General features: G+C 56.3%; 35 protein-coding genes. All 35 read right to left on the bottom strand.

Going from position 1 to position 22,415, the window contains the following annotated elements; translation table 11 throughout:
• Window positions 1-41: 41 nt before the first annotated feature.
• Window positions 42-1,844 (bottom strand): protein-disulfide reductase DsbD, encoded by a 1,803-nt coding sequence (dsbD, locus tag FH061_RS02955; protein ID WP_151632730.1) that lies wholly within the window; start codon window positions 1,842-1,844, stop codon window positions 42-44.
• Complete coding sequence (gene cutA / locus FH061_RS02950; RefSeq protein WP_404822410.1) at window positions 1,837-2,187, bottom strand: divalent-cation tolerance protein CutA; 351 nt, start codon at window positions 2,185-2,187, stop codon at window positions 1,837-1,839. Before cutA ends, dsbD begins: the two co-directional genes overlap by 8 nt.
• Window positions 2,188-2,200: 13 nt before the next feature.
• Window positions 2,201-2,986: an ABC transporter permease gene (locus tag FH061_RS02945; RefSeq protein ID WP_151632728.1), complete on the bottom strand. Its 786-nt coding sequence runs from the start codon at window positions 2,984-2,986 to the stop codon at window positions 2,201-2,203.
• Between the two features lie 4 nt (window positions 2,987-2,990).
• The gene (locus FH061_RS02940) at window positions 2,991-3,923 is read right to left on the bottom strand and encodes an ATP-binding cassette domain-containing protein (RefSeq protein WP_151632727.1); all 933 of its coding nucleotides are present in this window, start codon (window positions 3,921-3,923) and stop codon (window positions 2,991-2,993) included.
• Window positions 3,924-4,206: 283 nt separating this feature from the next.
• On the bottom strand, window positions 4,207-4,602 hold the full coding sequence (gene rplQ, locus FH061_RS02935) for a 50S ribosomal protein L17 (RefSeq protein WP_151632725.1): 396 nt from the start codon (window positions 4,600-4,602) through the stop codon (window positions 4,207-4,209).
• Between the two features lie 156 nt (window positions 4,603-4,758).
• Complete coding sequence (locus tag FH061_RS02930) at window positions 4,759-5,736, bottom strand: DNA-directed RNA polymerase subunit alpha (protein WP_151632723.1); 978 nt, start codon at window positions 5,734-5,736, stop codon at window positions 4,759-4,761.
• A 104-nt stretch (window positions 5,737-5,840) separates the two neighbouring features.
• Window positions 5,841-6,464 (bottom strand): 30S ribosomal protein S4, encoded by a 624-nt coding sequence (gene rpsD, locus FH061_RS02925; protein ID WP_151632721.1) that lies wholly within the window; start codon window positions 6,462-6,464, stop codon window positions 5,841-5,843.
• Window positions 6,465-6,637: 173 nt separating this feature from the next.
• Window positions 6,638-7,042 (bottom strand): 30S ribosomal protein S11, encoded by a 405-nt coding sequence (gene rpsK, locus FH061_RS02920; protein ID WP_151632719.1) that lies wholly within the window; start codon window positions 7,040-7,042, stop codon window positions 6,638-6,640.
• Window positions 7,043-7,084: 42 nt separating this feature from the next.
• The gene (gene rpsM, locus FH061_RS02915; RefSeq protein WP_151632717.1) at window positions 7,085-7,450 is read right to left on the bottom strand and encodes a 30S ribosomal protein S13; all 366 of its coding nucleotides are present in this window, start codon (window positions 7,448-7,450) and stop codon (window positions 7,085-7,087) included.
• Window positions 7,451-7,477: 27 nt separating this feature from the next.
• Window positions 7,478-7,591 (bottom strand): 50S ribosomal protein L36, encoded by a 114-nt coding sequence (rpmJ, locus tag FH061_RS02910; protein WP_014004415.1) that lies wholly within the window; start codon window positions 7,589-7,591, stop codon window positions 7,478-7,480.
• A gap of 31 nt (window positions 7,592-7,622) precedes the next feature.
• Complete coding sequence (gene infA, locus FH061_RS02905) at window positions 7,623-7,841, bottom strand: translation initiation factor IF-1 (protein ID WP_010812378.1); 219 nt, start codon at window positions 7,839-7,841, stop codon at window positions 7,623-7,625.
• Window positions 7,842-7,877: 36 nt separating this feature from the next.
• Window positions 7,878-9,209 carry a preprotein translocase subunit SecY gene (secY, locus tag FH061_RS02900; protein ID WP_151632715.1) on the bottom strand — a complete coding sequence of 444 codons (1,332 nt, stop codon included), beginning with the start codon at window positions 9,207-9,209 and terminating at the stop codon, window positions 7,878-7,880.
• A 25-nt stretch (window positions 9,210-9,234) separates the two neighbouring features.
• Window positions 9,235-9,666 carry a 50S ribosomal protein L15 gene (gene rplO, locus FH061_RS02895; protein WP_151632713.1) on the bottom strand — a complete coding sequence of 144 codons (432 nt, stop codon included), beginning with the start codon at window positions 9,664-9,666 and terminating at the stop codon, window positions 9,235-9,237.
• Window positions 9,667-9,693: 27 nt separating this feature from the next.
• Complete coding sequence (gene rpmD / locus FH061_RS02890; protein ID WP_225984454.1) at window positions 9,694-9,873, bottom strand: 50S ribosomal protein L30; 180 nt, start codon at window positions 9,871-9,873, stop codon at window positions 9,694-9,696.
• Window positions 9,874-9,883: 10 nt separating this feature from the next.
• On the bottom strand, window positions 9,884-10,405 hold the full coding sequence (gene rpsE / locus FH061_RS02885) for a 30S ribosomal protein S5 (RefSeq protein WP_057289739.1): 522 nt from the start codon (window positions 10,403-10,405) through the stop codon (window positions 9,884-9,886).
• A gap of 12 nt (window positions 10,406-10,417) precedes the next feature.
• Complete coding sequence (gene rplR, locus FH061_RS02880) at window positions 10,418-10,780, bottom strand: 50S ribosomal protein L18 (RefSeq protein ID WP_151632709.1); 363 nt, start codon at window positions 10,778-10,780, stop codon at window positions 10,418-10,420.
• 11 nt (window positions 10,781-10,791) lie between these two features.
• The gene (rplF, locus tag FH061_RS02875; protein ID WP_151632707.1) at window positions 10,792-11,325 is read right to left on the bottom strand and encodes a 50S ribosomal protein L6; all 534 of its coding nucleotides are present in this window, start codon (window positions 11,323-11,325) and stop codon (window positions 10,792-10,794) included.
• Window positions 11,326-11,335: 10 nt separating this feature from the next.
• A complete protein-coding gene (gene rpsH, locus FH061_RS02870) occupies window positions 11,336-11,731 on the bottom strand; it encodes a 30S ribosomal protein S8 (protein ID WP_151632705.1) in 396 nt (131 codons plus the stop codon).
• A 14-nt stretch (window positions 11,732-11,745) separates the two neighbouring features.
• A complete protein-coding gene (rpsN, locus tag FH061_RS02865) occupies window positions 11,746-12,051 on the bottom strand; it encodes a 30S ribosomal protein S14 (RefSeq protein WP_151632703.1) in 306 nt (101 codons plus the stop codon).
• 7 nt (window positions 12,052-12,058) lie between these two features.
• Window positions 12,059-12,598: a 50S ribosomal protein L5 gene (gene rplE / locus FH061_RS02860; protein WP_151632701.1), complete on the bottom strand. Its 540-nt coding sequence runs from the start codon at window positions 12,596-12,598 to the stop codon at window positions 12,059-12,061.
• Window positions 12,599-12,604: 6 nt separating this feature from the next.
• Window positions 12,605-12,919 carry a 50S ribosomal protein L24 gene (gene rplX, locus FH061_RS02855; protein WP_151632699.1) on the bottom strand — a complete coding sequence of 105 codons (315 nt, stop codon included), beginning with the start codon at window positions 12,917-12,919 and terminating at the stop codon, window positions 12,605-12,607.
• 9 nt (window positions 12,920-12,928) lie between these two features.
• Window positions 12,929-13,297: a 50S ribosomal protein L14 gene (rplN, locus tag FH061_RS02850; protein ID WP_151632697.1), complete on the bottom strand. Its 369-nt coding sequence runs from the start codon at window positions 13,295-13,297 to the stop codon at window positions 12,929-12,931.
• A gap of 259 nt (window positions 13,298-13,556) precedes the next feature.
• Complete coding sequence (gene rpsQ / locus FH061_RS02845) at window positions 13,557-13,829, bottom strand: 30S ribosomal protein S17 (protein ID WP_151632695.1); 273 nt, start codon at window positions 13,827-13,829, stop codon at window positions 13,557-13,559.
• Window positions 13,829-14,020: a 50S ribosomal protein L29 gene (gene rpmC / locus FH061_RS02840; protein WP_057289730.1), complete on the bottom strand. Its 192-nt coding sequence runs from the start codon at window positions 14,018-14,020 to the stop codon at window positions 13,829-13,831. Before rpmC ends, rpsQ begins: the two co-directional genes overlap by 1 nt.
• Before the next feature lie 12 nt (window positions 14,021-14,032).
• The gene (gene rplP / locus FH061_RS02835) at window positions 14,033-14,452 is read right to left on the bottom strand and encodes a 50S ribosomal protein L16 (RefSeq protein WP_119740683.1); all 420 of its coding nucleotides are present in this window, start codon (window positions 14,450-14,452) and stop codon (window positions 14,033-14,035) included.
• Between the two features lie 2 nt (window positions 14,453-14,454).
• Complete coding sequence (gene rpsC, locus FH061_RS02830) at window positions 14,455-15,291, bottom strand: 30S ribosomal protein S3 (RefSeq protein WP_151632693.1); 837 nt, start codon at window positions 15,289-15,291, stop codon at window positions 14,455-14,457.
• Between the two features lie 9 nt (window positions 15,292-15,300).
• A complete protein-coding gene (gene rplV / locus FH061_RS02825; protein WP_192804877.1) occupies window positions 15,301-15,633 on the bottom strand; it encodes a 50S ribosomal protein L22 in 333 nt (110 codons plus the stop codon).
• A 6-nt stretch (window positions 15,634-15,639) separates the two neighbouring features.
• A complete protein-coding gene (gene rpsS / locus FH061_RS02820; protein ID WP_151632691.1) occupies window positions 15,640-15,915 on the bottom strand; it encodes a 30S ribosomal protein S19 in 276 nt (91 codons plus the stop codon).
• Window positions 15,916-15,925: 10 nt separating this feature from the next.
• On the bottom strand, window positions 15,926-16,753 hold the full coding sequence (gene rplB / locus FH061_RS02815) for a 50S ribosomal protein L2 (RefSeq protein ID WP_151632689.1): 828 nt from the start codon (window positions 16,751-16,753) through the stop codon (window positions 15,926-15,928).
• On the bottom strand, window positions 16,753-17,070 hold the full coding sequence (rplW, locus tag FH061_RS02810; protein ID WP_151632687.1) for a 50S ribosomal protein L23: 318 nt from the start codon (window positions 17,068-17,070) through the stop codon (window positions 16,753-16,755). The genes rplB and rplW overlap by 1 nt, the downstream gene beginning before the upstream one ends.
• Window positions 17,067-17,687, bottom strand: coding sequence for a 50S ribosomal protein L4 (gene rplD / locus FH061_RS02805; RefSeq protein ID WP_151632685.1), 621 nt, complete (start codon window positions 17,685-17,687; stop codon window positions 17,067-17,069). Before rplD ends, rplW begins: the two co-directional genes overlap by 4 nt.
• A gap of 3 nt (window positions 17,688-17,690) precedes the next feature.
• Entirely contained in the window at window positions 17,691-18,395 is a 705-nt protein-coding gene (gene rplC, locus FH061_RS02800; protein WP_404822416.1) for a 50S ribosomal protein L3, read from the bottom strand.
• Between the two features lie 170 nt (window positions 18,396-18,565).
• On the bottom strand, window positions 18,566-18,877 hold the full coding sequence (gene rpsJ / locus FH061_RS02795; RefSeq protein ID WP_019139724.1) for a 30S ribosomal protein S10: 312 nt from the start codon (window positions 18,875-18,877) through the stop codon (window positions 18,566-18,568).
• Window positions 18,878-18,966: 89 nt separating this feature from the next.
• On the bottom strand, window positions 18,967-20,157 hold the full coding sequence (gene tuf, locus FH061_RS02790) for an elongation factor Tu (RefSeq protein ID WP_151632663.1): 1,191 nt from the start codon (window positions 20,155-20,157) through the stop codon (window positions 18,967-18,969).
• Between the two features lie 90 nt (window positions 20,158-20,247).
• On the bottom strand, window positions 20,248-22,350 hold the full coding sequence (fusA, locus tag FH061_RS02785; protein ID WP_151632681.1) for an elongation factor G: 2,103 nt from the start codon (window positions 22,348-22,350) through the stop codon (window positions 20,248-20,250).
• Window positions 22,351-22,415: the final 65 nt, after the last annotated feature.

Below are 22,415 nucleotides of genomic sequence, written 5' to 3'. Positions count from 1 at the left end.
TTATAACAAAGCGGATATATGCGTCTTCGCTTGCAGCATGATCAAAGCTTGCCTGCGGAATCGAGTGCATGCAGGAACTTGTCGACGTTCTGATAGCCGATCACGCGTCCGCCGGCAATCTCCCCGCCCTGCTTGTCGAAGAAAATGATGCCAGGAGGACCGAACAGGTTGAAACGCTTCAGCAAGCGCTTGTCGTCCTCATTGTTGGCCGTCACGTCGGCCTGAAGCAGTACCATTTCGGAAAATCTTGCCTGCACGCGTGGATCGGAAAACGTCAGCTTTTCCATTTCCTTGCAGGAGACGCACCAGTCGGCGTAAAAATCGAGCATCACAGTCTTGCCCGCTGCCTTGGCAATTTCCGCGTCCAGGTCTGCCAGGGATTTCACGCGCACGAACTTGGTGTGCTGAACCTCGCCGCTCAGGTGTGCAAGAGGTGCGAGGACATCGCGTCCCCCGGTCACGACGCCCACAAGCTGTATCAGCCCAAGACCGGCGACGAGCACTGCAAAGAGCTTTGCACGCCAGCTGTGGCTGATGGCGCGCAGCAGATAAATGCCATAGCCGATGCCGAGCATGGCCCAGCCCAGCATGGGCACCCAGCCCGGCGTGACGGGGGCCACGATCCAGAGCGCCATTCCCAGCATCAGGATGCCGAAGAACAGCTTGACCGAACGCATCCATGCACCGGCGCGTGGCAGCAATGTCCCCGCCGACAATCCGACGAGGAGCAGCGGCACGCTCATGCCAACCGCCATGGCGAACAGGGCGCTGCCGCCGATGACGACATTGCGTGTCTGGCTGATGTAAAGCAGCGCACCTGCAAGCGGTGCCGCAACGCAAGGACCTATGATGAGCGCCGAGATTGCCCCCATGCTGAAGACGCCGAGGAACTTGCCCGACACCTGCTTTCCGGAAGCGGCCGCCAGACGCTGCTGTATTGCCGCAGGCACTTGCAGCTGGTAGACATCGAACATCGACAGGGAAAGGATGGCGATGAGCAAGGCAAATGCGCCGAGCACCCATGGATTCTGCAGAGTTGCGGCCAGCCCTTCGCCGGCAAGCCCTGCGGCGATACCCATCGCGGTGTAAATCAGCGCCATGCCGAGTGAATAGGCAACCGACAACGCCAGGCCGCGGCTGCGGCTGACCTGCTTGCCGTCGCCGACAATGATGGACGAGAGGATGGGCACCATCGGCAGCACGCAGGGCGTGAAGGACAGGCCGAGTCCAAGCAGCAGAAACAGCGGCAGTATCCCAAGCAGGCTTCCGCTTTGCAGCGCAGCCTCTATGCGGCCGGTCTCGCTGTCCGGCTGGAATGTCGGCGCGACGGCTGCGCTGGATATGGCGGACTGCGGCTGCGCGGCACGAATCGTGGACAGCAGTCCGCCCCCGCCGGGTGACAGCGTGGCGACCGACTCCATCGGGGCGTAGCACAATCCTTGATCGGCGCAGCCTTGCGACATCACCTTGAGGTTGAAATCGGATGCCGCATTGACGGGCAGGGTAATCGCAACGGTCTTCCGATAGGTTTCCACATCCTTCTGGAAGGTTTCATCGAACTTGATCTTTCCTTGCGGGATGACAGGCGTACCGAGCTGAGCGCCGGCGGCGCTGAACGCGAAGCGCTCGCGATACATGTAGTAACCGTCGGCAATCGTGAACGTGACTTCGGCAGTGCCGGCATCAATCATTCGCGCCGCGAACTTGAATGCCTTTTCCGGCGGCAGGAAATCATCTTCGGCATGCCCGATGCCAGGCGATGCAAGAGCAAACCATGCGGCTGCAATGATGAACAGGCGCATCACTGCAGCGAGAGCGGCGCTGGAGCATAAAGAGTTAAACATCCACATTCTTCCTTGTCTCGGTAACGAGCCATTGGAGATAGGCAGGCAATCCGTCCGTGACGGACAATGCGATGATTTCCGGCATGTCATAGGGGTGAAGGCGTTTGATCATGGCTTCAATTTCATCATAGCGGTCTGCCGTCGATTTCACCAACAGCGAAATCTCCGCAGCTTCTTCCGTCTTGCCTTCCCAGCGGTAGACGGAGTGAATGCCCGGCAAGATGTTCACACATGCCGCTGCGTGGCTGTCGACAAGTTCCCGCGCAATACGCGCCGCAGTTTCCTTGTCGGGCACATTGGAAAAAATCAATAGCGGCTGTTGAAGTTTGGTGGAATGCATCATTGCAATCTGCATATCATTTGAAAAGGCGCCGACGAGTCAGAACCGTGGCGACATAGAAACCGATAGCACTATAAATCAGCAGCACACCGATGTCGGCTGCCGGATGTGGCGGCCATTCGCCAAGGATTAAAGGACGTATCAAATTGACGGCCGCGCCCAGCGGCAACAATGTGGCGAACCCCTGCAGCCAGGGCGGCAGCTGCGCTACCGGATAGTACACGCCCGAGAGGAAAACCATGGGGGTCAGCACGAGCGTGAAATAGTACGTAAAGAAATCGTAACCCTTTGCCAAGGCATTGATGATCAGTCCGAGGGAAGCGAAGGTGATACCGATCAAAAACAGCAAGGGGAGCACGAATACCACCGTGCCATGAAGACCGATTCCCAGAAGAAAAATGACGCCGAGGATTGCAACGCCGGAAAACAGTGCCTTGGTGGCTGCCCACAACATCTCCGCCAGCACGACGTCATCGAGCGCCATCGGAGCATTGAGCAGCGCTTCCCAGGTTTTCTGTACATGCATGCGCGAGAAAGCCGAATACAGGGTTTCAAAGGAGGCTGCCATCATGACCGACATGCAGATCGATCCGGACGCGAGAAAATGTAGGTAGGGTATGCCATTGATGGATTGGAGAAGGCTGCCCAGCCCGTAGCCGAAAGCGATCAGCGTGATCAATGGATCTGCGATGTTGCCGAGCACGCTGGCCAGAGCCAGCTTTTTCCATACCAGCAGATTGCGCCGCCAGATAGGAAGGAAGCGCAGCGAACAGGCTGGCAGTGCATAAAGTGCATAACCCATATGGTCAGTCTCTCATTTCGCGCCCGGTCAACTTCAGGAAAAGATCTTCAAGATTTGCTGGCCGATGCAAATAGCGTACACCGGCGGCGCCATGCAGGCTGGCAAGCAAGCCTTGCGCATCGTTGGTATAGCAGAACACCGTTTCGCCGCTGATCTCGAGTCGCGCTGCGTGCTTGACGCCATCCGTCTTCCCCCAGGCAATCGCCTGGTCGCCGTAGACCTCCACCACCTCCGCCTCAATGTGCTTGGCGATCAGTTCCCGCGGTGCGCCTTCTGCGATCAGCCTGCCATGGTCGATGACCGACAAGCGATCGCACAACCGTTCCGCCTCGTCCATGAAATGGGTGGTAAGAACGATGGTCTTTCCTTCGTTCAGCAGCGACTTCAGGCGATCCCAGATCATGTGACGGGCCTGCGGGTCAAGACCGGTGGTCGGCTCATCCATGAAAATGATATCGGGGTCATTCACCAAGGCACGCACCAGCGTCAGGCGACGCTTCATGCCTCCGGAAAGTTCGCCGATATTGGCATTTCTCTTCGCCGTGAGATTTGCAAACTCCAGCAAGCTTGGGATACGGGCTTTGATGACATCATCGGCCAATCCGAAATACCGCCCGAAGACAAGAAGATTTTCCTCGACGGTGAAATCCGGATCGAGATTGTCGGCTTGCGGCACGACGCCGACCCTGATTCTTGCCATGCGGGCCTGCTGTGGCACCGGATACCCTACCAGGCGTATTTCGCCGCTATCGGGCTCTGTCAGACCAAGGCAAAGTCGCAACGTGGTAGTCTTGCCGGCCCCGTTGGGACCGAGCAGCCCATAACACTCTCCGCGCCGCAGCGAAAATGACACGCCGTCTACAACAAGCGCTCGTTCCGTGCCCTTGCCATAGGATTTGCGGAGGTCAGTTACAGAGAGGACATCGGAAGCGAGCATGCAGCGCAGGATTCTGTGAAAGCGTATATCTTGCCACAAACGCTGGTAGCCATCCGGAGCCGCGCGACGATCCGGAGATATGCCTTGTCCGCCGCTGCGCTAATCACTCACTATCTGATGAACTTGCAGTCGGCCTTGTCTGGCCATGGCCAGGTAATCGTAACCTCCCCCTGCGGTGAAAATCTGTTGAAGCTATCGCAGGAATAGAAGCGCTCCGGAAAACAAAAAGCCAGGCAATGATGCCTGGCTTTTTCTCATGACCCGCCCATGAGCGGAGTGATGATTATTCTGCAGTTTGCACTTCAGTTTCGTCGCTGATTTCCGGACGGTCAACCAGTTCAACGAAGGCCATCGGAGCGTTGTCGCCCTGACGGAAACCCATCTTCAGAATACGCAGGTAACCACCGTTGCGGTTCGCGTAACGCGGGCCGAGTTCGGCGAACAGCTTGACAACGATTTCGCGGTCGCGCAGGCGCGAGAATGCCAGACGCTTGTTCGACAAGTTGTCGGTCTTGCCCAGGGTGAGGATAGGCTCGACCACGCGGCGCAGTTCCTTTGCCTTCGGCAGTGTTGTCTTGATTGCTTCATGACGCAGCAGGGAAACGGTCATGTTGCGGAGCATCGCCAGGCGATGGGAAGAAGTACGATTCAGTTTGCGGAGACCGTGACGGTGGCGCATGATATTTCCTTTCAGTTTGAGTATGAATCCAGCTCTTCTATCGATCGACTACAGTCGTTCGCGGGCCGGTAATGTTTATTGTTGCCGATACTAAGTGTCTTCCGAATCAGGAAGGAGCGGGATTATAACCGCTTCCTCCCGATTCCATCGCCGAAATTACTTTTCCAGACCTGCCGGCGGCCAGTTTTCCAGCTTCATGCCGAGCGTCAGACCGCGCGATGCGAGAACTTCCTTGATCTCGTTGAGCGATTTACGACCAAGGTTGGGTGTCTTGAGCAGTTCGTTCTCGCTACGCTGAATCAGATCGCCGATGTAGTAGATATTCTCGGCCTTCAGGCAGTTCGCAGAACGTACTGTCAGTTCCAGATCGTCGACCGGACGCAGGAGGATCGGATCGACCGACGGTGCGCGAGACGGTGCTTCTGCAGCCGCTTCAGTGCCTTCAAGTGCGGCAAACACGTTGAGCTGGTCGACGAGCACACGAGCCGATTGGCGGATCGCTTCTTCGGGAGAAATGACGCCGTTGGTCTCGATATTGATGACCAGCTTGTCGAGGTCGGTACGCTGTTCCACACGAGCGGATTCGACCGCGTAGGAAACGCGACGAACCGGGGAGAAAGACGCATCGAGAATGATGCGGCCGATGGTCTTGTTCGCATCTTCGGATAAGCGACGCACATTGCCAGGCACATATCCGCGGCCTTTTTCAACCTTGATCTGCATGTCCAGCTTGCCGCCGGCTGTCAGATGGGCAATCACATGTTCCGGATTGATCAGCTCAACATCATGCGGCAGATCGATATCGGACGCATAGACAGCCCCTTCGCCATCCTTCTTCAATGTCAGGGTGACTTCATCACGGTTGTGCAGCTTGAATACCACGCCCTTCAAGTTGAGCAGCATGTCGACCACGTCTTCCTGCACGCCGTCAAGCGACGAATACTCATGCACGACGCCGGCGATAGTCACTTCGGTCGGCGCATAGCCAACCATCGACGACAGCAGAACGCGACGGAGCGCGTTACCGAGCGTATGGCCATAACCGCGTTCAAACGGCTCCATGACGACTTTTGCGTGACCGGCACCGAGTGCCTCAACTTCAATAATGCGGGGCTTCAACAGACTGTTTTGCATGAAATGTCCTTTTCAATACCCTCGGCTCGTTACACCGATAAGGCTGATGGCATTACAAAGAAACCCGCCTCGCTTCTCAGCGAGGCGGGCGGGGAAGAACAAGATTAGCGGGAATACAATTCAACGATCAGGGATTCGTTGACGTCGTTGGCGATTTCGCTACGATCCGGCATGGATTTGAACGTGCCTTCCATCTTCTTCGCGTCGACCGTAACCCATGACGGCAGGCCGCCCTGTTCAGCCAGGGAAAGCGCCTCGATGATGCGAGCCTGTTTCTTCGCCTTTTCGCGAACGGCGACAACATCGCCAGCCTTGACTTGATACGACGCGATGTTGACCACAATGCCGTTGACCGTAAAGGCCTTGTGGCTCACCAGCTGACGTGCTTCGGCACGTGTGGAGCCGAAACCCATGCGGTATGCGACGTTGTCGAGACGGGATTCGAGCAGCTTCAGCAGGTTCTCGCCGGTGTTGCCCTTGCGGCGGTCTGCCTCGGCAAAATAGCGGCGGAACTGGCGCTCAAGAATACCGTACATACGCTTGACCTTCTGCTTTTCACGCAGCTGGTTGCCGTAATCCGATGTGCGTGCGCCCGACGTACGGCCATGCTGGCCCGGCTTGGAATCCAGTTTGCATTTGGAGTCCAAAGAGCGGCGCGAGCTCTTCAGAAAAAGGTCAGTGCCTTCACGGCGGGAAAGTTTTGCCTTGGGTCCGATATAACGTGCCACGTTGATGTCCTTGTGTTAATGACGCCCCAGCCGGATAAAACAAGCCGGCAGGCGCTAGTCTGGTCACGCCGCAGCGGATGCCAGACGGTGGTCTTAAGAAGAAAACCCGCCAAAGATTCTGGCGGGCTGATACCGAGTACTGCAACCTGCTATTGTACCGCGTCTATCCGATCTTAGATACGACGACGCTTCGGCGGACGGCAACCGTTATGCGGAACCGGTGTAACGTCCTGAATCTGGGTGATCTTGATGCCCAGGTTATTCAGTGCGCGAACCGCGGACTCACGGCCAGGGCCCGGGCCCTTGATGCGAACTTCAAGGTTCTTGACGCCGCACTCGACCGCGACCTTGCCTGCTGCTTCGGCTGCAACCTGAGCTGCAAACGGTGTGGATTTGCGAGAACCCTTGAAGCCAGCGCCGCCAGATGTCGCCCAGGACAACGCATTGCCTTGGCGATCGGTGATGGTGATGATGGTGTTGTTGAAGGATGCGTGGATGTGCGCAATTCCTTCTGCAACGTTCTTTTTAACTTTCTTCCGCACGCGGGCTGCTGCGGCGTTATTCGGGGCTTTTGCCATGGTGATTTCCTTGAATCCGACTTCCAGTCAAACGGCGCTGAATTATTTCTTCAACGACTGAGCTGCTTTACGCGGGCCTTTGCGTGTACGCGCATTGGTGCGAGTACGCTGACCACGCGCCGGCAAGCCCTTACGATGACGCAGACCACGGTAGCAACCCAAGTCCATCAGGCGCTTGATGCTCATCGAAACTTCACGACGCAGGTCACCCTCAACGACAAACTTGCCGATTTCGTCGCGCAGCTTTTCCAGCTCGTTATCGTCCAGATCCTTGACCTTCTTTGTGGTCAGAACACCCGTTTTAGCGCAGATATCTTCGGCGCGGGAACGGCCAATACCAAAAATCGCTGTCAAGCCGATAACGGTGTGTTGATGGTTGGGGATGTTGACCCCTGCAATACGTGCCATTCGTTATTCCTCGATCAATAACGTTAATTAACCTTGGCGCTGTTTATGACGCGGTTCTGTGCAGATGACACGAACTACGCCTTTGCGCTTGATGATCTTGCAGTTGCGGCAGATCCGCTTTACTGATGCGAGCACTTTCATTTTTGCCCTCTTTCTTACAGTTCTAGTTACTTTACTTGGTACGGAACACGATTCGTGCCCGGCTCAAATCGTAGGGTGTCAATTCGACGGTGACCTTATCGCCAGGAAGAATGCGGATGTAATTCATACGCATCTTTCCGGAGATATGTCCGAGAACCACGTGCCCGTTTTCCAACTTGACTCTAAAAGTTGCATTGGGAAGATTTTCAAGAACTTCCCCCTGCATCTGGATGACGTCGTCTTTTGCCATTCGCTTAGCTCGTTTGCTGAGTCGTCTATCGCGTCACTATCGTGTCGGGATGCCGCCCTTGAAATTCGCCTTGCGAAGAAGCGATTCATATTGCTGCGACATCACATAATTCTGAACCTGTGCCATGAAGTCCATCGTCACGACTACGATGATCAGTAGTGAAGTCCCACCAAAATAAAATGGTACTTTCCACCGTGCGATCAGAAACTCCGGAAGCAAGCAGACCAGTGTGATGTACACCGCGCCAACAAGAGTAAGACGCATCAGAATCTTGTCGATATACCGGGCCGTCTGTTCACCAGGACGAATACCAGGAACGAATGCGCCACTTTTCTTCAGGTTATCCGCTGTCTCCTTGCTATTGAATACCAGTGCGGTATAGAAGAAGCAGAAGAACACAATGGCAACCGCATAGAGCAACGCATGAATCGGTTCGCCCGGTGCCAGTGACGCAGCCAAGTCCTTCAGGAAGCGAACAAACGCGTTGTTCGTTTCGCCAGAGGTGAACCAGCTAGTGATCGTAGCCGGAAACAGAATGATCGAAGAAGCGAAGATCGGAGGGATGACACCCGCCATATTCAGCTTCAGCGGAAGATGACTGCTCTGCCCGCCGTAGATCTTGTTTCCAACTTGCCGCTTCGCATAGTTCACAAGGATCTTGCGCTGGCCGCGTTCAATGAACACAACCAGGTAAGTCACTGCCGCCACAATGATGCAGATCAGAATTGCTGACAATGCGCTCATTGAACCGGTACGTACCAACTCAAACAATCCGCCGACTGCACTAGGCAGTCCAGCTGCGATACCCGCAAAGATGATGATCGAAATACCGTTGCCCAAGCCTCGCTCGGTGATCTGTTCACCAAGCCACATGAGAAACATAGTACCTGTCACCAGAGTCACGGCTGTCGTCAGACGGAAAGCCAGGCCCGGTTCGATCACCAAACCTGCCTGCGACTCCAGTGCGACGGCTATGCCGAATGCCTGGAACGCTGCAAGCACTAGCGTACCGTAACGGGTATATTGGGTAATCTTCCGCCGTCCTGCCTCGCCCTCCTTCTTCAGCGCCTCGAGCTGAGGCGACACGATGGACATCAGCTGCATGATGATCGATGCCGAGATATACGGCATGATTCCCAGTGCAAAGATGGTAAAGCGGGACAGGGCACCGCCGGAAAACATGTTGAACATTCCCAGAATACCGCCCTGGTTCTGCTTGAACAGTTCAGCCAGCTGCGTCGGATCGATTCCCGGTACGGGAATATGTGCTCCGATACGATAGACTACCAGTGCCGCGAGCAGAAACCATAGGCGACCCCATGGAAATCCACTTGCAGCGCTCTTAGCGAGTTGGGGTGTCGTCGCCAATTATTGCTCCGGACAAATCGGTTGCTTACGCAACCGAACCACCTGCGGCTTCGATTGCGGCTTTAGCGCCCTTCGTTGCGATCAAGCCCTTGATCGTAACTTTCTTCGTCAGTTCACCCGCTTTGATAACGCGGACGACACGAGCGAGTTCGGACACCAGGCCAGCCTGCTTCACTGCCAGCAGATCGATTTCTGCTACCGGGAGGTTCTCCAGATCGCCAAGGCGAACTTCAGCCTTGTACGGAGTGGCGAGCGACTTGAAGCCACGTTTCGGCAAACGGCGCTGCAGAGGCATCTGACCACCCTCGAAGCCGACTTTATGGAAGCCGCCGGAACGAGATTTTTGACCCTTGTGGCCACGACCTGCCGTCTTGCCCAGGCCGGAACCAATACCGCGGCCGACACGACGCTTAGCGTGCTTTGCGCCGTCCGCAGGTTGTATGTTATTCAATTCCATGATTTGCTCCGTTCGCAAGCACTGGGCTTACGACACAACTTTCACGAGATACGACACTTTGTTGATCATGCCGCGGATGGCCGGTGTGTCCTGCAGTTCCGATACGGAATTGACGCGACGCAGGCCAAGTCCGCGAACGGTCGCGCGATGGTCCTGGCGTGTGCCGATCAGGCCCTTCACCAGCTTCACTTTGATTGTGTTCGCCATTCGACTCACCTTATCCAAGGATCTCTTCGACCGACTTGCCACGCTTGGCGGCGATCTCGGACGGAGTGTTCATCTTCGACAAGCCATCGATCGTTGCACGAACCATGTTATACGGGTTCGTCGATCCGTTGGACTTTGCCACGACATTGGTCACGCCCATGACTTCGAAGATTGCGCGCATCGGACCACCAGCGATAACGCCGGTACCGTCTTTAGCGGGCGAAATCATCACGGAGGATGCACCGTGCTTGCCTGTGACGGTATGTTGAAGCGTGCCATTCTTCAAGGTGACCTTGATCATCTTGCGACGTGCCTCTTCCATTGCCTTCTGCACGGCTACCGGCACTTCCTTCGACTTGCCTTTACCCATGCCGATGCGACCATCGCCGTCGCCGACCACTGCCAGTGCAGCGAAACCCATGATACGGCCACCCTTGACCACCTTGGTCACACGGTTCACCGCAATCATCTTTTCGCGCATGCCGTCGTCGCGCTCTTCGCCCTGCGGCGTCTTTGCTTGCATTTTTGCCATGACGATTCTTCCTTAGAACTTCAGACCAGCTTCGCGGGCTGCTTCTGCAACCGCTTTAACACGGCCGTGATAGCGAAAACCGGAGCGGTCGAACGCGACTTCTGCGATGCCAGCCTTGAGCGCTTTTTCCGCGACGCGCTTGCCAACGAGCGCAGCAGCTGCGGCGTTGCCGCCCTTGCCGGCTTTGCCTGCCAGTTCCTGACGTACTTCTGCTTCCAGTGTCGAAGCGGAGGCCAGTACCTTGGCGTCCGGTCCAATGATGTTTGCGTAAATATGCAGGTTGGTGCGATGCACGGCCAGGCGATTTACTTTCAACTCCGCGATCTTCGCGCGAGTTTGGCGAGCGCGGCGCAGACGTGATTGTTTCTTGTCCATCGTCAACCCCTTTACTTCTTCTTGGTTTCTTTGAGCGTAACCACTTCGTCCACATAGCGGACGCCCTTGCCTTTATACGGCTCGGGGCTGCGGTACGCACGCACTTCAGCAGCAGTCTGACCAACCTTCTGCTTGTCGACACCCTTGATCACGATCTCGGTCTGCGAGGGCGTTTCGCACTTCACGCCTGCAGGCATCTGGTGCACTACCGGATGCGAGAAGCCAAGGGACAGATTCAGCTTGTCGCCTTGTGCTTGTGCACGATAACCAACGCCAACGAGGGAAAGCTTCTTTTCGAAACCTTTCGTCACGCCGAGAACCATATTGTTCACGAGGGCACGCAGTGTGCCGGACATCGCGTTTGCTTCGCGGCTTTCATCAGCCGGCGTAAACAAAAGCGTGTTGTTTTCGTTGGCTACTTTCACCAGGCCATTCAATGGCATGGAGAGAGTACCCAGGGTGCCTTTGACAGTGATTCTGTCGGCGGCGATTGTCACTTCCACTCCAGCAGGAAGTGCAATGGGCATTTTACCTACACGGGACATCTTGCACTCCTTAGGCCACGTAGCAAATCACTTCGCCACCGACACCGGTTGCGCGTGCTTTGCGGTCTGTCATCACACCCTTCGGCGTGGAGACGATTGCCACACCAAGGCCGTTCATCACGGTCGGGATGTCGTCTTTGCCTTTGTAGATACGCAGGCCAGGACGCGAGACGCGCTCGAGACGTTCGATGACCGGACGTCCGGCGTAGTACTTCAGGCCGATCTTCAGTTCAGACTTGCCTTCCGCTTCGGAGACTGCGTAGTCCTCGATGTAGCCTTCGTCCTTGAGGACATTTGCAATCGCCACTTTAACTTTCGACGACGGCATTGCGACCGTAGTTTTCTGGACGCCTTGCGCGTTCCGGATACGGGTCAGCATATCGGCGATAGGATCGCTCATACTCATTGCTTGTTCTCCTATTACCAGCTAGCTTTAGTAATACCCGGAATTTCGCCGCGCATGGCGATCTCACGGATCTTGGTACGTGCCAAACCGAATTTGCGGAAGGTGCCACGCGGGCGCCCAGTCATTGCGCAACGGTTGCGCTGACGGGTCGGATTCGCATTTCGCGGCAGCGCCTGCAGTTTCAGGCGAGCTTCGTAACGCTCTTCTTCCGATTTCGTTTGGTCGTCGATGATTGCCTTCAACTCGGCGCGCTTGCCTGCATATTTCTTAACCAGGTCTGCACGCTTTTGTTCACGGTTAATCAGTGCCAGTTTTGCCATGGCATCCTCAGTTTCTGAACGGGAATTTAAATGCGGCGAGGAGCGCTTTCGCTTCGTCGTCGGTCTTCGCAGTCGTCGTGATGCTGATGTTCATACCACGCAGCGCGTCGATCTTGTCGTACTCAATCTCGGGGAAAATGATCTGCTCTTTTACACCGATGTTGTAATTGCCACGACCGTCGAATGCACGACCGGACACACCACGGAAGTCACGAACGCGCGGCAGCGCGACAGTGATCAGGCGATCCAGAAATTCGTACATGCGCGCACCGCGCAGAGTGACCATGCAGCCGATCGGATAACCTTCGCGGATTTTAAAACCGGCGATAGCCTTGCGAGCCTTGGTTACGACTGGCTTTTGACCTGCAATCTTTGTCAGATCGCCGACAGCATGCTCAATCACTTTCTTATCTGCGACCGCTTCGGACAAACCCATGTTAAGCGTGATTTTTGTCAGGCGCGGGACTTCCATTACCGACTTGTAGCCAAATTTGCTAGTCAGATCGGCAATGACTTTTTCTTTATAGATTTCTTGGAGACGGGCCATGATGTCTTACACCTTAACGACTTCGCCATTGGACTTGTAGACGCGCACTTTCTTGCCGTCCACAACCTTGTAGCCCACACGATCTGCCTTGCCAGTCGCTGCATTGAACAATGCGACGTTGGAGACATGAATCGGCATCAGCTTGTCGACGATGCCACCAGTTGCACCGGTCATCGGGTTCGGCTTGGTCGCCTTCTTAGCGACGTTCACACCCTCGACGACGACATAGTCAGCATCAACACGCTGCGTTACCACACCGCGCTTGCCCTTGTCCTTACCGGTCAGGACAACTACTTCGTCGTTTTTACGAATCTTGCTCATAACGACTCCTTACAGAACTTCAGGCGCGAGCGACACGATCTTCATGAAGCGCTCTGTACGCAGTTCACGCGTAACCGGCCCGAAGATGCGTGTGCCGATCGGCTCAAGCTTGGCATTCAGCAACACCGCAGCATTGCCATCGAACTTCACCAGAGAACCATCCTGGCGACGCACACCCTTGGCTGTACGAACCACCACGGCGTTATAAATTTCGCCCTTTTTCACACGGCCGCGCGGCGCAGCGGATTTGACCGTGACTTTGATGATGTCGCCGATGCTGGCATAACGGCGCTTGGAACCACCCAGCACCTTAATGCACAGGACTTCACGCGCACCCGTGTTGTCGGCTACTTCGAGCCGGCTTTCAGTTTGAATCATAGTATTTTCTTTCCCAACTTAATCCGCTCTTCCGCCCTACGCGGCTTCGCGGTCAGTCTTGGTCCTGTCAGCCGACTTAGCTAAGCCGCGCCGATTAGGTGGACGGTTACAAAAACTACTGCAGCACAGCTTGGCAGCTGCACGAATTTTTCGAACTGCAGGGCACTGCTACTGGCTTTCGCAGTTGACACTTTGCGATAACCAAGCCCGGCATTATGACACCACAACGCCGGGCTCGCAACTACTATTTAATACTTATTTAGACGATCTGTGCGACCTGCACCACACGGGTGACAGACCAGGCCTTCGTCTTGGAAATCGGGCGACCTTCTTGGATTTCGACTGTATCGCCTTCTTTCGCCTGATTGTTTTCGTCGTGCGCATGATACTTGTTGGAACGCACGACGATTTTGCCGTAGAGCGGATGCTTGACGCGACGCTCAACGAGTACCGTCACCGTCTTTTCCATCTTGTCGGAAACAACTTTGCCAACCAGGGTGCGCTTGAGCGACTGTTTTGCTTGATCGTTCATTATTTGGCGTCCTTCTGATTCATGACGGTCTTGACGCGTGCGATATCGCGACGCACCTTCTTGAGTTGCGCGGTGTTGTTCAGCTGCTGCGTTGCGATCTGCATGCGCAGACCGAATTGCGCCTTGAGCAACTCGTTGAGCTCTTTCTGGAGCGCTGCTTCATCCTTGCCGCGGAGTTCAGATGCTTTCATATTTCACTCCTGTTATTGGCCGACTTGACGGACCACGAAGGTGGTCGACAGCGGCAGCTTGGCTGCAGCAAGGCGGAACGCCTCACGTGCCAGCGCTTCGTCAACACCGTCCATCTCGTACAGCACTTTACCCGGCTGGATCTCAGCCACGTAGTACTCCGGGTTACCCTTACCGTTACCCATACGCACTTCAGCAGGCTTCTGGGAAATCGGCTTGTCCGGGAAAATGCGGATCCAGATCCGGCCGCCACGCTTGATGTGACGCGTCATTGCACGACGCGCCGCTTCAATCTGACGTGCCGTGATACGGCCACGACCAACCGCTTTCAGGCCGAATTCACCAAACGAGACGGCTGTGCCGCGCTCGTGGGAAATGCCTTTGTTGCGGCCTTTCTGCTCTTTACGATATTTTCTGCGTGCTGGTTGCAGCATGATTATTCTCCTGCTTTCTCAGCCGGTGCGGCACCGTCAGCCTTTTTAGGGGCACGAACGCGGTTGCCTGCCGGTTTGGAGCCAGGGGCTCCTTCGGATCCCTCAGGCTTGCGCGGACGCGGACGGCCGCCCGGCTTGCCATCGTCACGGCGCGGGCCACGACGCTTCTTGTCGTCTTCCGCCGGTGTCTCGATAGTCGGGGCTTCGCCACTGGCGAGTCGGTCGCCCTTGTAAACCCAAACCTTGATACCGATGATGCCGTAGGTAGTCTCTGCCTCGCCGAAACCATAATCGATGTCTGCACGCAGTGTATGCAGGGGCACGCGGCCTTCGCGATACCACTCTTTACGGGCAATCTCGATACCGTTCAGACGGCCCGAGGACATGATCTTGATGCCCTGCGCACCGAGACGCATCGCGTTCTGCATCGCACGCTTCATTGCGCGACGGAACATGATCCGCTTTTCGAGCTGCTGAGCGATCGAGTCAGCGATCAGTTGAGCGTCGACTTCCGGCTTGCGGATTTCTTCGATGTTGACGTGTACCGGCACACCCATCAGCTTGGTCAGGTCGGACTTCAGAACTTCGATGTCCTCGCCCTTCTTGCCAATGACAACGCCCGGACGGGAGCTGAAAATGGTGATGCGTGCATTTTTCGCAGGACGCTCGATGACGATGCGGCCGACGGATGCGTTCTTCAGCTTCTTCTTCAGGTAGGCACGAACGTCGAGATCCTCGTTCAGCATGGAGGCAAAGTTGCTGTTGCCTGCATACCAACGGGAACCCCAGTTACGCGTTACCGAAAGACGGAAGCCGGTTGGGTGGATTTTCTGTCCCATCGTGACTCCTTAGTTACCGACAGTCACGTAGATGTGACAGGTTTGCTTAGAGATGCGGTCGCCACGGCCTTTGGCACGCGCGATGAAGCGCTTGAGGACCGCACCTTTTTCGACGTAGATCGTCTTGACCTTCAGCTCGTCGATGTCAGCACCATCGTTGTGTTCGGCGTTCGCGATTGCGGACTCGAGCACCTGCTTGATGAGGACAGCGCCCTTTTTCGGGCTGAACGCCAGAATGTTCAACGCCTGGTCGACTTTTTTGCCACGGATCAGGTCCGCAACGAGGCGGCCCTTCTGTTCCGACAGGCGTGCACCGCGGAGGATAGCTTTAGTTTCCATCATCGCACCTTATTTCTTAGCCTTTTTATCGGCGGCGTGACCCTTGAACGTACGGGTCAGCGCAAATTCGCCGAGCTTGTGACCGACCATGTTTTCAGAAACATAGACCGGCACATGCTGCTTGCCGTTGTGGACAGCGATCGTCAGGCCAATGAAATCCGGCATGATTGTCGAACGACGAGACCAAGTCTTGATTGGCTTCTTGTCCTTCGTCGCTTGCGCGGTTTCGACCTTCTTGATCAGGTGGGCGTCACAGAACGGCCCTTTTTTCAATGAACGTGTCATGTGTTACCCCTTATTTCTTGCCACGGCGCGAGACGATCATCGAAGTCGTGCGCTTGTTGCGACGCGTCTTCTTGCCCTTGGTCTGCTGGCCCCATGGCGATACCGGGTGGCGGCCTGCTGCAGTACGGCCTTCACCACCACCGTGCGGGTGGTCGATCGGGTTCATCACGACACCGCGCACTGTCGGGCGGACACCACGCCAACGCATGGCACCGGCCTTACCGATCTTGCGGAGGTTGTGCTCGCCGTTGCCGACTTCACCGACTGTCGCACGGCACTCGATGTGCACTCGACGAACTTCACCGGAACGCAGGCGAACCTGGGCATACGTACCTTCGCGGGCCATCAGGACTACGCCTGCGCCTGCAGTACGTGCCATCTGAGCGCCTTTGCCAGGCAGCATTTCGACGCAATGCATCGTAGTGCCGACCGGAATGTTGCGGATCGGGAGGCAGTTACCGGATTTGATCGGAGCTTCTGCGCCGTTCATCAGCTGGTCGCCTACTGCAACACCTTTCGGAGCGATGATGTACTGACGCTCGCCGTCTGCATAGCACAGCAATGCGATATGCGCGCTGCGGTTCGGGTCGTATTCGATACGCTCAACCTTTGCCGCGATGCCGTCCTTGTTGCGACGGAAGTCAATTACGCGGTAGTGGTGCTTATGACCACCGCCGATATGACGTGTCGTGATATGGCCGTTATTGTTACGACCTGCGGTCTTGGACTTCTTTTCGACGAGGGCGGCGAACGGACGGCCTTTGTACAGGTCGGGATTGACGACCTTGACCATACCGCGGCGACCGGCCGACGTCGGTTTCATTTTCACGAGTGCCATTATTTAGCCTCCTCGGTGAAGTTGATTTCCTGGCCTGGCTTCAGGCTAACGTATGCCTGGCGCACGTGGTTGCGGCGACCGGTGAAACGGCCTGCGCGCTTTTGCTTGCCCTGGCGGTTCAGCACCTGGACAGATTCCACCTGCACCTTGAACAGCAATTCCACAGCGGCTTTGATTTCCAGCTTGGTTGCATCAGGCATTACGCGGAAAACGACTTGCTCGTTTTTCTCCGCAACGAAAGTGGCCTTCTCCGAAATTACCGGAGCGAGCAGCACTTTCATCAAACGCTCTTCGCTATGCTTCACAGTCGCGTTCATGCCAGCATCTCCTCAATCTTTGCCAATGCCGGCTTGGTGATCAGCACTTTCTTGTAGAACACCAGCGAAACGGGATCGGCATGACGCGGCTCGACGACCAGCACGTTCGGCAGGTTGCGCGAAGCGAGCAGCAGGTTTTCGTCGAGATTGTCAGTAATGACGAGCACGGACTCGAGGCCCATGCCTTTCAGTTTCTGCGCGAGCAGCTTTGTCTTGGGCGCATCGACCGACAAATTCTCGATCACGGACAAGCGGTCTTCACGTGCCAACTGGGAGAGGATCGAGCAGACACCTGCGCGATACATCTTCTTGTTGACCTTGTGGGAGAAGTTTTCGTCCGGTGTATTCGGGAAAATGCGACCACCACCACGCCACAGCGGCGAGGAGGACATACCGGCACGAGCGCGGCCCGTACCTTTTTGGCGCCAAGGCTTCTTGGTTGTGTGGCTGACTTCTTCACGATCTTTTTGCTTGCGGTTGCCGCTGCGTGCGTTGGCCTGGTAAGCAACTACGATCTGGTGAATCAGTGCTTCGTTATAGTCACGACCGAAAATGGTGTCCGGTGCTGCAACATTCGATGCAGCCTGACCCTGGTCATTCAGGAGCTTGAGTTCCATCGATTACGCTCCCTTCTTTGCTTTAACTTTGACTGCGGGAACAACGATCACTTGACCGTTCTTCGCACCCGGAACAGCACCCTTGACGAGAATGAGCTGACGCTCTGCGTCGACGCGGGCGATTTCGAGGTTTTGAACAGTAGTGGTGACGTCACCGAGGTGACCCGTCATGCGCTTGCCGGGGAAGACGCGACCCGGATCCTGCGCCATACCGATCGAGCCCGGCACGTTGTGCGAACGGGAGTTACCGTGCGTTGCGCGACCGGAGCTGAAGTTGTAGCGCTTGATCGTACCGGCGTAGCCCTTACCGATCGACACGCCTTGCACGTCGACCTTCTGGCCAGCTTCGAACATGCTGACAGCGATCACGTCGCCAGCCTTCAGTTCAGCGGCCTTATCGGCATCGATACGAAATTCTTTGAGGACGGTTCCAGCTTCGACACCCGCCTTGGCGAGGTGACCAGCTGCAGCCTTATTGACGCGGGAAGCGCGGCGCTGACCGTATGCAACCTGAACAGCGTAATAGCCGTCGGTCTCAGGTGTTTTGATTTGAGTAACACGATTGTTTGACACATCGAGCACGGTGACGGGGATCGTATCTCCGTCGTCCGTGAAGATGCGCATCATGCCGACCTTACGACCGACAAGACCCAAGCGCTTACCCTCAACCTTGCCTTCAACAAGATTTTGGCTCATTGTTTTCTCCATTCCCGCCTGCGATTGGGCGGGGCTGATGTTTGTACAACTAAAACGTATCGGCACGGGAGCACCCGTGCCGATACCGAAGCCGAGCATTATAACCTGCGTTTTTTCAACTCACAACCCACATTTTCAGATAAATGTGGTATGTGCCAGGTTACAACGCGATTGCAAAACAATTATTGCAGTTTGATTTCGACGTCGACGCCAGCCGGCAGGTCGAGCTTCATCAGTGCATCAACTGTCTTGTCGGTAGGATCAACGATGTCCATCAGGCGTTGATGAGTACGGATTTCGAACTGGTCGCGCGAAGTCTTGTTGACGTGCGGCGAACGCAGGATGTCGAAACGCTGAATGCGTGTCGGCAGCGGTACCGGGCCCTTGACGACTGCGCCGGTGCGCTTGGCGGTGTCAACGATCTCCAGCGCGGACTGGTCGATCAGGCGATAGTCGAATGCCTTCAGGCGGATGCGGATTTTCTGGTTTTGCATGGTAAGTCCTTAAAAAGAGCGAACCGCGGGCGGGGTATGCCCGCGGCAATTTTTGTCAAAGAGCGGAGATAAATCCGGCAACCCGTAATTTACTCGATGATCTTGGCAACGACGCCGGCGCCGACGGTACGACCGCCTTCGCGGATCGCAAAGCGCAGACCTTCTTCCATGGCGATCGGGTTGATCAGCTTGACAGTGATTGACACGTTGTCACCAGGCATGACCATTTCCTTGTCGGCCGGCAGTTCGATCGCGCCGGTCACGTCGGTCGTACGGAAGTAGAACTGCGGACGATAGTTGTTGAAGAACGGTGTATGACGGCCACCCTCGTCCTTCGACAGCACGTAGATCTCACCGGTGAAGTGCTTGTGCGGCTTGATCGAACCCGGCTTGGCCAGCACCTGGCCGCGCTCGACTTCTTCACGCTTGGTACCGCGCAGCAGCACACCAACGTTGTCGCCGGCCTGACCCTGGTCCAGCAGCTTGCGGAACATTTCCACGCCGGTGCAGGTGGTTGTCTGCGTATCACGGATACCAACGATCTCGATCGACTCGCCGACCTTGATGATGCCGCGCTCGACGCGACCAGTCACCACGGTACCGCGGCCGGAGATCGAGAACACGTCTTCCACCGGCATCAGGAAGGCGCCGTCAATGGCACGTTCCGGTGTCGGGATGTAGGTGTCCAGCGCTTCGGCCAGCTTCATGATGGCGCCTTCGCCGAGGTCGCCCTTGTCGCCTTCGAGGGCCAGCTTGGCCGAGCCGCGCACGATCGGCAGATCGTCGCCGGGGAACTCGTACTTCGACAACAGCTCGCGCACTTCCATTTCGACCAGCTCGAGCAGTTCGGCGTCGTCAACCATGTCGCACTTGTTGAGGAACACGATGATGTACGGCACGCCAACCTGACGGGCCAGCAGGATGTGCTCGCGGGTCTGCGGCATCGGGCCGTCAGCGGCCGAGCACACCAGGATCGCGCCGTCCATCTGCGCGGCGCCGGTGATCATGTTTTTCACATAGTCAGCGTGGCCGGGGCAGTCAACGTGCGCATAGTGGCGGTTCTGGGTTTCGTATTCGACGTGTGCGGTGTTGATGGTGATGCCGCGCGCCTTTTCTTCCGGCGCTGCGTCGATCTCGTCGTATTTCTTTGCTTCGCCGCCAAACTTGGCCGACAGCACGGTTGCAATTGCTGCAGTCAGCGTGGTCTTGCCATGGTCAACGTGACCGATCGTGCCCACATTCACGTGCGGCTTGGTCCGCTCAAACTTGCCTTTTGCCATTTTATGCTTCCTTCAAAAAGAACGATTTGTTAAGTGTTTTTCATTTTGCGCATCAAGCCATGAGTCTCATGGCTTGATGCTGCATGGGTCTTACTTGCCCTTGGCAGTGATCACGGCGTCGGCAACATTCTTCGGAGCTTCAGCGTAATGCTTGAACTCCATCGTGTATGTCGCACGACCCTGAGTCAGGGAACGCAGGGTTGTCGAGTAGCCGAACATTTCGGACAGCGGCACCTCGGCGCGGACGATCTTGCCGCCGCCCGGGATGTCATCCATACCCTGGATCATGCCGCGACGTGAGGACAGGTCGCCCATCACGTCACCCATTTTTTCTTCCGGCGTTTCGACTTCAACTGCCATCATCGGTTCGAGCAGGACCGGGCTGGCCTTGCGGCAGCCATCCTTGAATGCCATCGAAGCCGCCATGCGGAAGGCGTTTTCGTTGGAGTCAACGTCGTGGTAGGAACCGAAGAACAGTGTTACCTTGACGTCAACGACCGGATAGCCTGCCATCACGCCGGCCGGCAGCGTTTCGAGAATACCCTTTTCGACTGCAGGGATGTATTCACGCGGAACCACACCACCCTTGATTGCGTCGACGAATTCGAAGCCCTTGCCCGGCTCCTGCGGTTCAATCTTCAGAACCACGTGGCCATACTGACCGCGTCCGCCGGACTGCTTGACGAACTTGCCTTCGATTTCTTCGCAAGTCTTGCGAATGGTTTCGCGATAGGCAACCTGCGGCTTGCCGACGGTTGCTTCGACACCGAATTCACGACGCATACGGTCGACGATAATTTCCAGGTGCAGTTCGCCCATACCGGAAATGATTGTCTGGCCGGATTCTTCATCGGTCTTGACGCGGAACGACGGATCTTCCTGCGACAGACGGTTGAGCGCCAGGCCCATCTTTTCCTGGTCAGCCTTTGTCTTCGGCTCGACAGCCTGGGAAATGACCGGCTCCGGGAACACCATGCGCTCCAGAGTGATGACGGCTTCCGGATCACACAGGGTTTCACCGGTAGTCGCTTCTTTCAGGCCGACCGCGGCAGCGATGTCGCCGGCACGGACTTCCTTGATTTCTTCACGCTGGTTTGCGTGCATCTGCAGCAGACGGCCGATACGCTCTTTCTTGCCCTTGACCGGGTTGTAGACGGTATCGCCGGAGTTGACGACGCCCGAATACACGCGGAAGAAGATCAGCTGGCCGACGAACGGGTCGGTCATGATCTTGAACGCGAGCGCGGAGAACTTCTCGTTGTCGTCGGCCTTGCGCAGCGCGGGCTGTTCGTTCTCGTCGGTGCCTTCAACCGGCGGAATGTCGGTCGGCGCCGGCAGGTATTCGATCACGGCGTCGAGCATTGCCTGAACGCCCTTGTTCTTGAACGCGGTACCGCACATCATCGGGACGATTTCACCGGCGATGGTACGCTGGCGGATTGCCTTCTTGATCTCGGCTTCGGACAGGTCGCCCTCTTCCAGGTACTTGTTCATCAGCTCTTCGGTGGCTTCGGCAGCGGCCTCGACCATCTTTTCGCGCCACTCGGCGCAAGTCGCCTGCAGTTCGGCCGGGATATCGCGGTAATCGAACTTCATGCCCTGGGACGCGTCGTCCCAATAGATGGCCTTCATCTTGACGAGGTCGACAACGCCTTCGAAGTTCTCTTCGGCGCCGATCGGCACTTGCATCGGGATCGGGTTGGCCTTCAGGCGAGCGCGCATCTGCTCATACACCTTGAAGAAGTTTGCGCCGGTACGGTCCATCTTGTTGACGAATGCCAGACGGGGAACGCCGTACTTGTTGGCCTGACGCCATACGGTCTCGGATTGCGGCTGCACGCCACCCACTGCGCAGTACACCATGCATGCGCCATCCAGGACGCGCATGGAACGCTCCACCTCGATGGTGAAGTCGACGTGGCCCGGGGTGTCGATGATGTTGATGCGGTGCTCAGGGAAGTTGTTCGCCATGCCCTTCCAGAAGCAAGTCGTTGCAGCGGAGGTAATGGTGATGCCCCGCTCCTGCTCCTGCTCCATCCAGTCCATGGTCGCTGCGCCATCGTGCACTTCACCGATCTTGTGGTTGACACCGGTGTAATACAGGATACGCTCGGTAGTGGTTGTTTTACCGGCATCGATGTGAGCGGAAATACCGATATTGCGGTAGCGCTCAATAGGGGTCTTGCGAGCCATATTCAATCCTAAGTCTTTTAATGGTAGAAAACCGAGCGCCACTTTTTCAAGGGATACGCCCGGTT

It is taken from the genome of Noviherbaspirillum aerium (assembly GCF_008929045.1).
Lineage (GTDB): Bacteria > Pseudomonadota > Gammaproteobacteria > Burkholderiales > Burkholderiaceae_D > Noviherbaspirillum > Noviherbaspirillum aerium.
This window is presented reverse-complemented; position numbering and strand designations above follow the sequence as displayed.